General features: G+C 33.0%; 15 protein-coding genes. 10 read left to right on the top strand and 5 right to left on the bottom strand.

Translation table 11 applies throughout. The features are described from left to right. Positions 1-12: 12 nt before the first annotated feature. On the top strand, positions 13-930 hold the full coding sequence (locus tag E0Z07_RS14690; RefSeq protein WP_131540883.1) for a Ppx/GppA phosphatase family protein: 918 nt from the start codon (positions 13-15) through the stop codon (positions 928-930). Here the strand turns inward: E0Z07_RS14690 and E0Z07_RS14685 are convergent. Both E0Z07_RS14685 and E0Z07_RS14680 read right to left on the bottom strand, forming a co-directional pair. Then, a complete protein-coding gene (locus tag E0Z07_RS14685; RefSeq protein ID WP_006265468.1) occupies positions 927-1685 on the bottom strand; it encodes a TIGR02757 family protein in 759 nt (252 codons plus the stop codon). The genes E0Z07_RS14690 and E0Z07_RS14685 overlap by 4 nt on opposite strands. Next, complete coding sequence (locus E0Z07_RS14680) at positions 1678-2358, bottom strand: ABC transporter ATP-binding protein (protein WP_006260029.1); 681 nt, start codon at positions 2356-2358, stop codon at positions 1678-1680. Before E0Z07_RS14680 ends, E0Z07_RS14685 begins: the two co-directional genes overlap by 8 nt. Positions 2359-2544: 186 nt before the next feature. On the opposite strand from E0Z07_RS14680, the gene msrA reads away from it, so the two are divergent. The 3 genes from msrA (at position 2545) to E0Z07_RS14665 (ending at position 3909) form a co-directional block, all read left to right on the top strand. Beyond that, positions 2545-3090, top strand: a complete 546-nt coding sequence (msrA, locus tag E0Z07_RS14675) for a peptide-methionine (S)-S-oxide reductase MsrA (protein WP_006263715.1) — start codon at positions 2545-2547, stop codon at positions 3088-3090. A 5-nt stretch (positions 3091-3095) separates the two neighbouring features. Continuing rightward, the gene (locus tag E0Z07_RS14670; RefSeq protein ID WP_006261355.1) at positions 3096-3374 is read left to right on the top strand and encodes a hypothetical protein; all 279 of its coding nucleotides are present in this window, start codon (positions 3096-3098) and stop codon (positions 3372-3374) included. 109 nt (positions 3375-3483) lie between these two features. Then, a complete protein-coding gene (locus E0Z07_RS14665) occupies positions 3484-3909 on the top strand; it encodes a hypothetical protein (RefSeq protein WP_006263714.1) in 426 nt (141 codons plus the stop codon). 44 nt (positions 3910-3953) lie between these two features. Here E0Z07_RS14665 and E0Z07_RS14660 read toward each other — a convergent pair whose 3' ends face one another. From E0Z07_RS14660 to E0Z07_RS14650, 3 genes are all read right to left on the bottom strand, one after another. Next, a complete protein-coding gene (locus E0Z07_RS14660; RefSeq protein ID WP_006263713.1) occupies positions 3954-4490 on the bottom strand; it encodes a DMP19 family protein in 537 nt (178 codons plus the stop codon). Positions 4491-4557: 67 nt separating this feature from the next. Beyond that, positions 4558-5622 (bottom strand): nucleoid-associated protein, encoded by a 1065-nt coding sequence (locus tag E0Z07_RS14655; protein WP_039329678.1) that lies wholly within the window; start codon positions 5620-5622, stop codon positions 4558-4560. A gap of 69 nt (positions 5623-5691) precedes the next feature. After that, positions 5692-6240, bottom strand: coding sequence for an IS1096 element passenger TnpR family protein (locus tag E0Z07_RS14650; protein ID WP_131540882.1), 549 nt, complete (start codon positions 6238-6240; stop codon positions 5692-5694). 234 nt (positions 6241-6474) lie between these two features. On the opposite strand from E0Z07_RS14650, the gene E0Z07_RS18075 reads away from it, so the two are divergent. From E0Z07_RS18075 to E0Z07_RS14620, 6 genes are all read left to right on the top strand, one after another. Beyond that, positions 6475-6633 (top strand): hypothetical protein, encoded by a 159-nt coding sequence (locus E0Z07_RS18075; RefSeq protein ID WP_165868450.1) that lies wholly within the window; start codon positions 6475-6477, stop codon positions 6631-6633. Then, positions 6617-7972 (top strand): 2TM domain-containing protein, encoded by a 1356-nt coding sequence (locus E0Z07_RS14645; RefSeq protein ID WP_006261350.1) that lies wholly within the window; start codon positions 6617-6619, stop codon positions 7970-7972. The genes E0Z07_RS18075 and E0Z07_RS14645 overlap by 17 nt, the downstream gene beginning before the upstream one ends. A 6-nt stretch (positions 7973-7978) precedes the next feature. After that, positions 7979-8341, top strand: coding sequence for a hypothetical protein (locus E0Z07_RS14640; RefSeq protein WP_006261349.1), 363 nt, complete (start codon positions 7979-7981; stop codon positions 8339-8341). Then, the gene (locus E0Z07_RS14635) at positions 8334-9095 is read left to right on the top strand and encodes a LytR/AlgR family response regulator transcription factor (RefSeq protein ID WP_006261348.1); all 762 of its coding nucleotides are present in this window, start codon (positions 8334-8336) and stop codon (positions 9093-9095) included. The genes E0Z07_RS14640 and E0Z07_RS14635 overlap by 8 nt, the downstream gene beginning before the upstream one ends. Positions 9096-9195: 100 nt before the next feature. After that, positions 9196-10362, top strand: coding sequence for a TlpA disulfide reductase family protein (locus tag E0Z07_RS14630; protein ID WP_006261346.1), 1167 nt, complete (start codon positions 9196-9198; stop codon positions 10360-10362). A 429-nt stretch (positions 10363-10791) separates the two neighbouring features. Then, positions 10792-11925, top strand: coding sequence for a TlpA family protein disulfide reductase (locus tag E0Z07_RS14620; protein WP_016649300.1), 1134 nt, complete (start codon positions 10792-10794; stop codon positions 11923-11925). The last annotated feature ends 97 nt before the right edge of the window (positions 11926-12022 follow it).

The following is a 12022-nucleotide window of genomic DNA, read 5'->3' as shown; positions in this document are numbered from 1 at the left end:
AAGAAATTATATATGCTAAAAATAAAGAAGTATGCCGCTATAGATATAGGTTCGAATGCCATGAGACTGTTGATTATGAATATCATCGAAGAGGAAGGAAGAGAGACTATATTTAGTAAGAGTTCATTAATACGTGTACCTATTCGATTAGGACAAGATGTTTTCACTACAGGAAAGGTATCTCCTGAGGCGGAAGATCGTATGGTGGATGCTATGAAGGCTTTCTTTTTATTAATGAAGGTAAATAAGGTAGATCGATTTATGGCATGTGCTACTAGTGCCATGCGAGAAGCTACTAATGCCACGACTATCGTAGATAGAGTGTATAAAGAATCTGGAATAAAGATCAGTATCATAGATGGTAAAAAAGAGGCGATGATCATTGCTTCTTCAGATTTAAAGCACTTTATCAATAGTAGCAATAGTATTCTGTATATCGATGTGGGAGGTGGAAGTACAGAGTTTACGCTGTTCTCTAATGGAAAACAGTTGAACTCAAGATCGTTTAAAAACGGTACTGTACGTTTATTAAATAATATGGTAGAGCCTCAGGTGTGGACAGATATAGAGCAGTGGATCAAAGAAGAGACTAAGGAGTTAAAAGACTTAATTGTCATCGGTAGTGGTGGGAATATCAATAAGATCTTTAAAATGTCTGGAAAGACACAAGATAAACCCCTTACTTATTTCTATCTGCACAAGCAATTACTACGTCTAAGTAAGATGTCTTATGAGGATAGAATCTCTTTGTTAGGATTGAACCCAGATCGTGCTGACGTTATTATACCTGCTATAAACATCTATAATAACGCCATGAAATGGAGTGGTGCTAAATACATATATGTTCCTAAAATAGGGGTGTCAGATGGTATCGTAAAAGCACTTTATTACAATAAAGTAAAACTTGATTATCAAGTCATAGAGTATTAAAACTTCTCAATTGCTCCTAGTCCAAATAGGGCAAAGTCATATTTGACAGGGTCTATAGGATCGAAACGACGCAAAGCCACATCTAGTTCAGCTAGTGCCTTTGCGTCATTTTGTTTTCGCTTTAGGATACCTAGCTTTCTAGCCATATTACCAGAGTGTACGTCTAATGGACAAGATAAATCAGCTGTACTGATTTGTTTCCATATTCCTAGATCTACTCCTTTATGATCATCCCTGACCATCCAGCGCAGGTACATATTGATTCGTTTCGCAGCAGATCCTTTGAGCGGGTCAGAGATATGCTTCTGTGTACGCGACTGATGTTCTATCTCGAAGAATAGTTTTTTGAAGTTAGAAATTCTCTCTTGCATATTCATTTGTTGATTTGCAAAGACATTTTCTAGTCCATTGTGGTTGGTATAAATATGTTTAAGCCCTTTTATAAAAGTTGCAAAATCTACACCATTGAAAGTTCTGTGCACAAAGCTGTCTAAACTCTCTAAGTGGTCATCATGATGCTCCATCACGAAGTCATAAGGAGAATTTCCCATGAGCTCCATCATGCGATGTGCATTCTTAATAATCATTTTTCTATTTCCCCATGCAATAGTCGCACTTAAGAACCCTGCTATTTCTATATCTTCTTTTAGTGTATATAGATGAGGGATTTGTATAGGATCGTCCTGAATAAAAGTAGGGTTGTTATAAAGAATCACCTTTTCATCAAGGAACTCCTTAAGTTCTGCTTTAGTCATGTAAGTTTTGTTTTTGTTTAATTTGACCATCTACCATGGTTAATTTGCGATCAGCCATATTCGCTAGTTCTTCATTATGCGTAACAATGACGAATGTCTGTCCTAATTCATCTCTTAGTTTAAAGAATAACTTATGTAAGTTTTCTGCCGAGTGTGTGTCTAGGTTACCTGATGGCTCATCAGCAAAGATAACAAGAGGTTTATTGATTAGCGCTCTAGCTACAGCTACACGTTGCTGTTCTCCTCCTGATAGTTCAGATGGGAAGTGATGTATACGGTGAGATAGTCCTAAGTATTCTAATAAACGAATAGCTTCCTTCTCTGTCTCCTGTTTGTTTTTATTAGCAATAAAAGCTGGGATACACACATTCTCTAAAGCCGTAAACTCAGGTAGTAACTGGTGAAACTGAAAGATAAAGCCAAGGTGTAAGTTTCTAAATTTAGATATTTCTTTGTCTTTAAGACCTAGAATATCTTGACCGTTTATAGAAAGAGTGGTTTGACTTTCTATAGAGGGCTTGTCTAATGTTCCTAGTATCTGAAGTAAGGTTGTCTTACCAGCTCCAGATGCTCCTACAATAGAAACAATCTCTCCTTTTTTTATATGTAGATCTACTCCTTTTAAAACCTCAAGTTTATCGTAGTATTTATGAATATTAGTCGCTCTGATCATTTACTTAATTTTAGAAATACAAAGTAACGCTTTTTACCTATTTTAAAAACCTAAAAATGATTAAAAGACGAGTAATATATTTTTAAAATAAAAAAGTATCTTTATACAGACGATGTATATAAGTCTAATATGACTTATGACTAGCTAGATAAAACAATTAACGAATAGAAAATAGAAAGTAAGACAATGGAAAATAATAAATTAGAAACGGCAATATTCGGAGCAGGATGTTTTTGGTGTATTGAAGCTATCTATAAAAGCTTAAAAGGGGTAGAAGAGGTGCTTCCAGGATATATCGGAGGAAAAAAAGAAAACCCTACCTATGAAGAAGTGTGTACAGGAGAAACTGGCCATGCAGAGGTAGTAAAGCTAGTGTATAATCCTGCGGCAATTAATTATAACGAATTATTAGAGGTGTTCTTTACGAGTCATAATCCAACTACTTTAAATAGACAAGGAGAAGATGTAGGGACACAGTATAGAAGTGAGATATTCTACACGACAGAAGCTCAGAAAGCTGCCGCTAAAGAGTATTTAGATATCTTGAGTAGTGAAAAAGTATATGATGATCCTATCGTAACTAAAATATCAGAAGCGACGAAATTCTATGTGGCAGAGGATTATCACAAGAATTATTTTGAGAAGAGTGGAGATAAGAACCCTTATTGTCAGTTAGTGGTAAAGCCTAAATTAGACAAGTTTAAAGCAAAGTACAATACGAAGCTTAAATAATATAAATGATTACGAATAATAAAATTAAATATAGACAGCTTTTTATAGGGATATTTATGGACCTTATAGGGTACTTATCCTATGCTATACCTGGAATAGGAGAGATAGCTGATCTGGTGTGGGCACCAGTGTCAGCCTACATTCTAGCTAAGATGTATCCTGGTAAAGTAGGTAAGGTAGCAGCTGTGGTTAACTTCATCGAAGAGCTGTCTCCTGGACTTGATTTTATACCCACATATACTATAACTTGGTTTTATACATATTTTGGTAAAAAACAAGAATAGTTAATTCTTTGCAGGTAATTTGTGTAAATCATTAATATTTATTAAATTTATGTAAAATAAAAAGATCAGGAGAGTTTTAGAATTTAACAATTAATTAAAAGTATTTCTTATGAGAAAAGTTTTTACACTATTATTCGCAGCGTTAGTTTTTATGTCTTGTACCAATGCAAAAAAAAGTAGAGAATTGGGGGATCAACAAGCTGGTGAGAAGATTATAGGATGGTATTATTACAACGTTAAACAAGGGTTATACGATTCTATCCCCAACTTAGTAGATGATGACTTCTTCAATAGCGACCAAAAAGCAAAACTTGTAGAAGACTTAAAAGCTAAAAAAGAGAAATTTGGAAAGTTAGATAGCTTTACAATGGATAAATGGGAGATGACTGATAGAGATAAAAAAGCGAAGACTAAAGATTTCTATTTTGAGTACAAAGTAAAATATGAAAATGAACCAGAAACAATTACAGAGAAGATTTACCTAAGTCAAGAAGGTAATGATCTTAAGATTTCAAAGTTCGAATTCAGTAAATAATACAAAAAGAAAGCTCCTCACATTGAGGAGCTTTTTTATGCGTACTATTCTGAATCTGAGTCTAGAAAGTCTGTAATAATACTTTGCATTTCTTCTAAGCTTACAACTTTTAGATCAGGGTGTGTTTTTAGCCATGAAGAGTTAAGTGCTCTTAAATCTTCTGTAATTTCCTTAAACGAGTTGTCTTCTAATAATGAAGTCGTTTCTTTTTCTTTGCCTAAATCTAATTCGAAGAATTTCTTTAGTTTGATATTACTAAATGCTTTTACTCTGCGCATTTGTTTTTCGAAGTAATCTAAGTGTTCTTTTGCTTCCATAGCTGTAAGTCCAGCATGGATAATCTCTACTAGGTCTAGATCCCATTTACTTTTCCAAATAAAAGCAGCTAGTCCTTCTGTCTCTAATATGTTTAGATAATAATCTACACAGTAACTAGCGAAAGCATCAGGATGTAATTCATCATCACCTACTTCTGAGTTACGTAGATAATTTACTACAGAGATATTAGAGTTGATAATATCTAACGGATTCTCACTGCTAAAGGTGTTTTCTGATATTAAGATATAGTTGAATTCTCTCATATTATAAGGTATTAGGTATAAAAAAAGCGATTCCAAATCAGTGTGGAATCGCTTGATATGTCTTTAATTAAGATTTTTGTTCTTTGTTAAAGTAAACTAGGTAGTAATACATTTGTTTCTCCTCGTCCCATCCTTTTTCTACGAATTTATCAGCGCTATCAGGGTTGATAAAATCAAGTTTAATCTGGATGTTAGTATCAAGGTTGATTACATTCTTCAGTTTCTTTCTAGCATCAGACACTGCATTATTTGCAATAGGGAAAGATGTCGTATCCTCTATACTGTATTTTTCTCCTTTGTCCACTTTGTAGTTTTTAAACTCCGCAGCTAAATCAGGATTGTCTATTACTTCATTTAAGAAATTCGTTTCTTCAAATTCGTCATTTTTAGCAAAGTAATTCACAGAGCGGTTCATGAACATCACCTCTTCTTTTTTATCCTCAGCAGGAAGAACTACATCCTTAGCGAAGTCTTGACAGAACTTAAGGTATTTCTTCGTCATAAATGCTTCATCTTGAAAGATATCTACATTTAAGAAATGTTCTAACCAATAGCGTGCATCATACTTGTTACTGTCTATTGTTAAGATTTTATATCCTTCTTCTTTTTTATAGTTGAAGATAATACATCCTTTATCTAATTTGTTTAAGTTGATTCCTTGCAAAAGAAGCATTTCTAGATTAGAATCTTTTTCTTGTAATTGTAAGAAATCAGTTTTAAGCTCACTTTTAAAGATACCGATAGCATCTACAACATTGTTATCAATAGATAAGTTTGTTAAGTAAGTAACATAAACCTCACCATTTTTAATGTGTGGGTGATTAGATTGCTCGTATAAGTGACGTGTGATTTTTTTAGAAACTTCTTGTACATTATCTGCTGAAGGAGCATTAAAAATCTCATTGGCAAAGTTGTACATTTCGTTGAATTCTAAATCAACATCATGAGCGAATTGGTAATAACTTTCTTCTTTTTCGCGGAACGGTTTAAAGAAATACTCTTTTAATAAAGGAGCTATTTCATCGTTTAAATTATAAGGTTCTGCAGATAAGAAGATAGCTTCATTTCTACTCTTATTCCCAACTCTATGGATAGATAGAGTTTCAATGTGCGTATTAAATAAGTTGATCATAATGGCAATAATATATTAAGCAGTAGTATACCACTTAAATTATAAATTAAAAAATGAAATTAATAGTTATTAGTTCCAAGTGTCTTCGTATCCGAAGTCTTCAAAACTATCATCTCCGTCGAACATATCATAGTCTTCGTCATCGAAGTCATCGTCAAATTCTCCATAAATATCTTCATTCGATACAGGGTTAGCTGTGAATGATTTGCCCGGCATACTATCTGGTAAGATACCATGAGAGAAAAGTAATTCTGGGTAAGCTGCACCAGGCTCTTCTTCTTCGATAGCTCCTAATTCAACGAAGAAAGTCCACATATTTAAAAAGTCATATACATATATGATTTTTGTGTTTTCTTCATCTAAGATAGAACTGATAGTAGTAGAGCTCATTGTTTTGTGTTCTCCAGGGGTATCTCCCATATCGAACAACGAAATTTCCTCTTCTAGTTGAGTCCATTGGTCATCACACGCATAAAAAGAAGCTGCCTCCATTCCGTCAAAACCAAAAGCATTAACGATAGCATTGTGTAAATCTTCTAATGAGTCATCTTCTAAAATAGCAATGTCTCTAAATATATCTTCCTCAGTATCAAGGATTACTCTGAACTTATAAACCATAACTTTTTTGTGGATTAGAAACGCAAATTTAAACTTATTATTCATTATTGAGGAATAAAACCCAGTCTTTTTACCTACATTTTAACGAAATAGCTACACCTAGTTGAGAGCCAGTTTTTTACTGTAAAACCAGGCTTTTTACAGTTCATCCCTTAAACTTGACAATTCGGTAGTCTTCTTTTTTTTAGTTGTAGGTTCTATTACATCTTTGCTTCAACAAAAAACACCAGAGATATGAAAATTATTATTACCATTACTTTATTTTTGATAACATTCTTCTTATCTATGTTTGGAATAAACAGAACAGGAGATTCAAAAAGTGTTTTTCAAGAAAAAAAACAGTTAATAAATGTAAAGACTAATCTTGTTTTAAAAGATGAAGCAAAAAAATAATATTGTAAAGATAGGAGCTGTATTACTGATAACATTTTTAATGTTTAGAAGGGTACTTAATCTTCATTACTTAGATATCTATTTATTTATATTCTACTTCAGTATACTTGTTTCGGCAGTACTGGGAGTTAATTATTATTTAAAGAAGAGCTATTTTGGTAGACTGAATATGTATCTAAGAGAGAATGAACGAAACATCGGATGGGCTACAGCGATTACTACGGCTATCAACTTTGTAGTAATACTCTGTGTTGCTATTCTTCTAAAGATGATTAATAGTTTCTTTGTAGAGGGAGGGCATATCGCTACTGTGTTTATGCATGGGGGCTTTAGGTCTGTTTTAAACTTCACTGTGTTTTATTCTATTCTATTAGCGATCTATTTTCATATTACTTTTTCTTCTTTAGTTAAAGACCAACAAATAGAAGAACAGAAAGTAATAACGGGTAATGTATCTGCTCAATTTGAAAGCCTTAAGAACCAGTTAGACCCTCACTTTTTGTTTAATAGCTTAAATGTATTAGGGGCATTAATAGAAGAGGATCAGGAGAAAGCAGTAGAGTTTAACCATTCCCTATCTAAGACCTACCGCTATATCTTAGATCAGAAGAATAAAGAATTAGTTCCTTTAGAAGAAGAGTTAGCCTTTGCGAAGACTTATATTGAGCTGTTACAGATGCGATTTGAAGATAGTCTAATATTTGAATTGCCTGAAAGGGTAAAACAAGAAGGTGCTAAAGTAGTTCCGTTGTCTTTACAGTTGTTATTAGAAAACGTGATTAAACACAATAAATCTTCTTCACAAAAGCCAATACATATTCTAATCAAAGAAAGTCCTGATGGGTATTTAATAATTCAAAATACATTGAATAAAAAACAGACTTTCGAAAGTAGAAAAGGAATCGGGTTAGAAAATATAGCCAGTAGATATGCGCTACTAACTTCTAAACCAGTATTTATAGAAGAATCAGAAGAATATTTTACAGTAAGAATACCAATACTAACTAAAATTATAGAACAGATGAGAATCATAGATGTACCTGAGAACGAACAAGAAATCTTAGTAGAAGCTAAGAAAAATGTAGAAAAAATAAAGAAGTTTTATGCTCATTTAACTACATTCATCATGGTCAATATTTTTTTAATGGTGATCAATATGATTACTAATCCAACTTTCCCATGGGCATTGATTCCTTTATTTGGATGGGGAATAGGCTTAGCTGCTGATGCGATGAGAACATTTAATTACAGTCTGTTTTTAGGTAGAGATTGGGAGGATAAGAAGATTAGGGAGTATATGGATAAGCATAATAATGGAGGTACACAAAAATGGAACTAACAGTATATGAAAGAGTCAACCATATCACCAGAAGCTTTAAGGAGCTATCAAAGACTTCAGAGAAAGCGTTATAACAGTTTAGTTTGTATTGGGATAGAGATTATTGTTTATATGGCAATTATTGCCTTTGTATTCTTTGCTAATTATTATCATTTTAGACGTGTACGAATACAAGTAGGGAATGATAACCCAATGAATGCATATTTACTTTTTTCTCTATTAATTCTATGCGCATTGGTCAGAGTTATTATTCTATACCTAGATAAGATACCTGTGTTATCTAAGCTGCAAGAGAGAATGGAGAAGAGAGAATTCGAAAGATTAAAAAAAACATATCAATACCAAGTAAGATTAAATCATCATGATTAGTATAGTTATTATTGAAGATGAAAAGCCTGCAGCGCGCTCGCTAGAGAGGAAGTTAGATAAGTTAGGTTATAGTTCTATGATAAACCTTTCTAGTGTCGAGGAGGCAGTACTGTGGTTTGGTTCTAATAAAGAGCCAGACCTCATCTTTTTAGATATTCAGTTGTCTGATGGTCTGTCTTTCGAGATATTCGAACAGGTAAAGATTAATAGTTCTATTATTTTTACAACGGCCTATGATGAGTATGCTTTAAGGGCATTTAAGTTGAATAGTATAGATTATTTACTTAAACCGATTGAAGAGAAAGAATTAAAACAAGCCATTGAAAAGTTTGAGAATAATCGATCTGTATTCTTTGGGTTTAATCAACAGTTAGATCTCTTTAAGCAATTTATGAATTCTAGTAATACAGTGGAGTATAAAGAGCGCTTTGTTGTAAAAGTTGGAACACAGATAAAAATAGTGATGCGCTCTGAGGTTGTCTGTTTCTATAGTGAGAATAAAGCCTCTTATGTACAGACGACAGAAGGACGTAATTATATTATCGATTACAGCCTTGAGGAATTAGAAAAGATGGTAGACCCAACAGATTTCTTTAGAATGAATAGGAAGTTTATTGTATCTATTAACAGTATTAAAGATATCTATGCCTATTCTAATTCTAGGTTAAAGCTAAATCTAATTAATCTAGAATCAGAAGAGTTAATCGTGAGTAGAGAGAAGGTAAATGATTTCAAAAAATGGATTGAGAAGTAAGAGTAACTTTTAAAAAACAAAGAAGACTAATAATAATCAAATTATAATTAGTAGATATAATATAATAATTATTACTTTAGTTTTAATTAAAAAATTAATTATGAAGAAGTTAAGTGTTTTGTTCGCGTTGGTTTTATTGATGGTCTCTTGCCAGAAGAAGAATACAATCGAAATAATAACAGAGAATCTACCAGATAACACTAAAGTAGAAGTCTATATAAGAAGCTTAGATTTTAATGAACCAGAAGTTGTAGCTACTGGAGATATAGTAGGAGGTAAGGTAGTATTAGATAATCCATTTACAGAGGGAGAATGGGCTTATCTTTCGATAAAAGAGTCAGAAGATGTGAATCATATCGTTCTTTTTATTGGTGAACCAGGTGCAATTACCATTCGATTTGATAAGAATAATCCTGATAAAAGTACTGTTGAAGGAACGGCCAATAATAAGAAAGTACAGCAGTTTATGGAAGATACGCGCCCTATATCAAAAAAATTGAATGTTTTCGTCGAAAAGAATATGGCAAGAATGCAAGAATTAGCTGATTCAACAATAAGTGATGATGGTCAAGAAGAATTAAAGAGGTTAAAAGAAGAGTACTCTGGTTTTGCAAATGAGTTCGATTCAACAATCAAGAAGTATGAAGCAGCAAATAGAGATAACGTATTTGGATTGATCATGTTTGTAGAATTGATGAATATGCAAGAGAAATCATTAGTGGAGTATAAAGCTGATTTTGACAAATATCCAGAAGCATTGAGAACATCTAAATTCGGTAAGCGAGTAGAAGCACGTATCAATGATTTAGTAGAAAATGAAGGGAAAGAGGTTATTACATTTAAAATAGGGGATAAATTACCAGAGTTTAAAGGATTTACTCCTGAGGATAAAGAATTAACGCTATCCTCTTTTTTAGAAGGGAAGAAACTAGTGCTTGTAGATGTGTGGGCTTCATGGTGTGGTCCTTGTCGTCAAGAGAACCCAAATGTTGTCAAAACGTATGAAGACTATCATAAGCTTGGTTTTGACATTATAGGATATTCTTTAGATAAGGATAAAGTAGCTTGGGTTAAGGCTATTGCAGCAGATAAGTTAACTTGGGCACAAGTTTCTAATCTACAGTTCTGGAAAGACCCGATTGTTGCAGATTATGGTATACAAGGGATTCCTGCGAATTACTTAATTGATGGTAATGGTGTTATTGTAGCAATGGATTTGAGAGGAAATGAATTAGGAGAAAAAATAAAAGAGCTGTTAGTAAAATAATTGATACAGTAAGTATATCTTAGAACTGCTATGACTTTAGGTTATAGCAGTTTTTTTTTGAAACTAGAATATGCTCTTTAACCCAAATTACGCATTAGCCAAATACTACAAAGCAATTCTACTTCATAGTTCTTTCATTAGCTCTAAAACCATACTATAGTATGCTTTAATCACTAATTCAGACCTATTTTGTTTAATTACTTTTCGTTTATATGTCTATTGCATAATTCGGGTTTTAGACAATTATTGCTAAGGTAGAAGGTGGAATAGATTTGTTGTGATTCAAGTTTTTAGCAGAATAATACAAGTTTTTAGCCAAATTTGTTAATATACTGATGCGAAAGGTTAATTGTGATTAAAAGTCAACAAAAGTATGGGGATTACTCCTTTATAATATCTATTTTTAACCTGTAAATAAAAAATATCCAAATGAAGAAGTTAAGTATATTGCTTTTTGGCGCATTGGTATTTGTATCGTGCCAAGATAAAAATGTAATTGAAATTACGACGAAGAATATTCCAGATAATGCAAAAGTAGAAATACTGTCTAAAGAGATTGGTCAAGATACGCCGTTTGCGGTAGCAGAAGGAGTTATTGTGGATGGTAAGGTGAGCCTTAAGAATCCGTTTACAGAAATAGATGAAGCTTTTCTTTCTATCCAAGAGGAGGGACAGGTAGGGCATAGCATTTTCTTTATGGGAGAACCTGGTAAAATTACCATTGAATATGACCAACATCATCCTGATCGCCCTATCATTGGTGGAACTGAGAATAATATAAAGTTACAACAGTTCTTAAATGAGATGAAGCCTTATTCTGATAAACTGACACAGTTTCTAACTGAGAATGGGGCGGTACTTAATAATGCATCTGGTGATAACGATCCCGCAGTCATAGAAAAACTGAAACAACAATATAATGTATTGACAGAAGAGACTTCTAAATTAGTAGATAAATTTGAGATAGAGAACAATAGAACTGCTTTAGGGCTATTAATGATTTCTCAAAAGATAGGCTCGAAAGAGAAGTCATTAGACGAACTAAAAGAAGAGTTTAGTAAATACCCTGCACAGTTAAAAAAGACAAAATTAGGTAAGAAGGTACAGTCGCTATTAACAGGAGCAGAAGGAGACTTAGCTATTGGAGGTAAGTTACCTGACTTTAAGGGACTGACACCAGAAGGCGAAGAATTAACCCTAACGGATTTCTTAAAAGGTAAAAAGTTAGTCTTAGTAGATCTATGGGCTTCGTGGTGTGGACCATGCCGTCAAGAGAATCCTAATCTAGTGAAAGCGTATGAAGCATATCACGATAAAGGTTTTGATATTATAGGGTATTCACTAGATAAAGAAGAAGTAGCTTGGAAAAAAGCTATTCAAGTAGATAAGTTAACTTGGACTCAGGTTTCTAATTTGATGTATTGGGATGATCCTATTGTACCGATTTATGGAATAGAGGGAATTCCTGCAAGTTACTTAATAGATGGGAATGGTACTATTCTAGCAATGAACTTGAGAGGAGAAGAACTTAGTAAGAAGATAGAAGAAATCTTAGCTAAGTAATTAGAAAATATAAAGCTATCATGAGTATGTTTATGCTAGCTTTTTTTATTACAATTATAGAACTGTATAAGGCATTTATAGGGTAAGCATAATAGTA

Source organism: Myroides odoratimimus (assembly GCF_004337635.1).
GTDB lineage: Bacteria > Bacteroidota > Bacteroidia > Flavobacteriales > Flavobacteriaceae > Flavobacterium > Flavobacterium odoratimimum.
Note: the sequence above shows the minus strand (reverse complement) of the source record. Positions and strands in the feature narration are given on the sequence as shown.

Excerpts from the sequence above, each read along its gene's own strand:
- E0Z07_RS14690 (WP_131540883.1), top strand. The coding sequence starts at position 13 with ATGCTAAAAATAAAGAAGTATGCCGCTATAGATATAGGTTCGAATGCC.
- E0Z07_RS14685 (WP_006265468.1), bottom strand. The coding sequence starts at position 1,685 with ATGACTAAAGCAGAACTTAAGGAGTTCCTTGATGAAAAGGTGATTCTT.
- E0Z07_RS14680 (WP_006260029.1), bottom strand. The coding sequence starts at position 2,358 with ATGATCAGAGCGACTAATATTCATAAATACTACGATAAACTTGAGGTT.
- msrA (WP_006263715.1), top strand. The coding sequence starts at position 2,545 with ATGGAAAATAATAAATTAGAAACGGCAATATTCGGAGCAGGATGTTTT.
- E0Z07_RS14670 (WP_006261355.1), top strand. The coding sequence starts at position 3,096 with ATGATTACGAATAATAAAATTAAATATAGACAGCTTTTTATAGGGATA.
- E0Z07_RS14665 (WP_006263714.1), top strand. The coding sequence starts at position 3,484 with ATGAGAAAAGTTTTTACACTATTATTCGCAGCGTTAGTTTTTATGTCT.
- E0Z07_RS14660 (WP_006263713.1), bottom strand. The coding sequence starts at position 4,490 with ATGAGAGAATTCAACTATATCTTAATATCAGAAAACACCTTTAGCAGT.
- E0Z07_RS14655 (WP_039329678.1), bottom strand. The coding sequence starts at position 5,622 with ATGATCAACTTATTTAATACGCACATTGAAACTCTATCTATCCATAGA.
- E0Z07_RS14650 (WP_131540882.1), bottom strand. The coding sequence starts at position 6,240 with ATGGTTTATAAGTTCAGAGTAATCCTTGATACTGAGGAAGATATATTT.
- E0Z07_RS18075 (WP_165868450.1), top strand. The coding sequence starts at position 6,475 with ATGAAAATTATTATTACCATTACTTTATTTTTGATAACATTCTTCTTA.
- E0Z07_RS14645 (WP_006261350.1), top strand. The coding sequence starts at position 6,617 with ATGAAGCAAAAAAATAATATTGTAAAGATAGGAGCTGTATTACTGATA.
- E0Z07_RS14640 (WP_006261349.1), top strand. The coding sequence starts at position 7,979 with ATGAAAGAGTCAACCATATCACCAGAAGCTTTAAGGAGCTATCAAAGA.
- E0Z07_RS14635 (WP_006261348.1), top strand. The coding sequence starts at position 8,334 with ATGATTAGTATAGTTATTATTGAAGATGAAAAGCCTGCAGCGCGCTCG.
- E0Z07_RS14630 (WP_006261346.1), top strand. The coding sequence starts at position 9,196 with ATGAAGAAGTTAAGTGTTTTGTTCGCGTTGGTTTTATTGATGGTCTCT.
- E0Z07_RS14620 (WP_016649300.1), top strand. The coding sequence starts at position 10,792 with ATGAAGAAGTTAAGTATATTGCTTTTTGGCGCATTGGTATTTGTATCG.